General features: G+C 68.0%; 1 protein-coding gene. It reads right to left on the bottom strand.

The annotated features are described in order from the left end of the window. Positions 1–1,266: polyketide synthase (locus AB0M35_RS29120; protein ID WP_363749414.1), on the bottom strand; the 1,266-nt coding region annotated here is incomplete at both ends.

Here is a 1,266-nt window from a genome sequence, read left to right as displayed (position 1 = left end):
CGATACCGCAACCCCGACCGAACCCCCAAACCCCGCGCCACCCCCACCACATCCACACCACCCGAACCCACAAAACCCCCAAGCCGAACCCCCTGAGCCCGCAACCCACCAACCGACCCACCACTAACCAACCACGGCACCACCAACCCACCAGAAACACCAACACCATCATCGGAAACGTCGGACGACGACTCCCGGACAGAATCGACGGGCGCCTCTTCGATAATGACGTGGGCATTCGTACCGGAAACGCCGAAGGAGGAGACTCCCGCCCGGCGGACGTGGTCGGCGGACCTCTGCCACGGCTGGGGCTCGGTCAGCAGCGACACCGCACCGGCCGACCAGTCGACCATCGGCGAGGGCTCGTCCACGTGCAGCGTGCGCGGAAGGGTCTCCGCGCGCAGCGCCATCACCATCTTGATCAAGCCACCCACCCCCGCAGCGGCCTGCGTGTGCCCGAAGTTCGACTTCAACGAGCCCAGCCAGAGCGGCCGCTCCGCGGCGCGGTTCTGCCCGTAGGTGGCCAGCAACGCCTGGGCCTCGATCGGGTCGCCGAGCTTGGTGCCCGTGCCGTGCGCCTCGACGGCGTCGATGTCGGTGACGGTGAGCTCGGCGCTGGCCAGCGCGGCTCGGATCACCCGTTGCTGGGACGGCCCGTTCGGCGCCGTCAGACTGCTACTGGCACCGTCCTGATTCGTCGCACTACCGCGAACCACCGCCCAGATCCGACGCCCAGCCCGCCGCGCATCAGACAACCGCTCCAACAACAACACACCAGCACCCTCGGCCCAACTCGTACCATCAGCACCCGCCGCGAACGGCTTACACCGACCATCAGGCGCAAGCCCACGCTGCCGAGAAAACTCGATGAACGCGGTGGGGCTGGCCAGCACGGTGACTCCGCCGGCCATGGCGAGCGAACACTCCCCCTGCCGCAACGCCTGCACAGCAAGATGCAACGCGACCAGCGACGACGAGCAGGCGGTGTCGACCGTGACGGCGGGCCCTTCGAGCCCGAACGTGTAGGCGACCCGCCCGGACAGCACGCTGGCCAGATTCCCGGTCAGGGTGTAGCCCTCGACGGACTCCGGGACCCGGTCGAGTTCCGGTACGTAGGCCGAGGTGGACGCGCCGATGAAAACGCCGGCCCGCGAGCCGCGGAGCTGCATCGGGTCGAGTCCGGAGCGTTCCAGCACCTCATGGGACAACTCCAACATCAACCGCTGCTGCGGATCCATCGCCAACGCCTCACGCGGCGAAATCCCG

This window comes from Micromonospora sp. NPDC051196 (assembly GCF_040682415.1).
Taxonomy (GTDB): Bacteria; Actinomycetota; Actinomycetes; order Mycobacteriales; family Micromonosporaceae; genus Micromonospora.
Note: the sequence above shows the minus strand (reverse complement) of the source record. Positions and strands in the feature narration are given on the sequence as shown.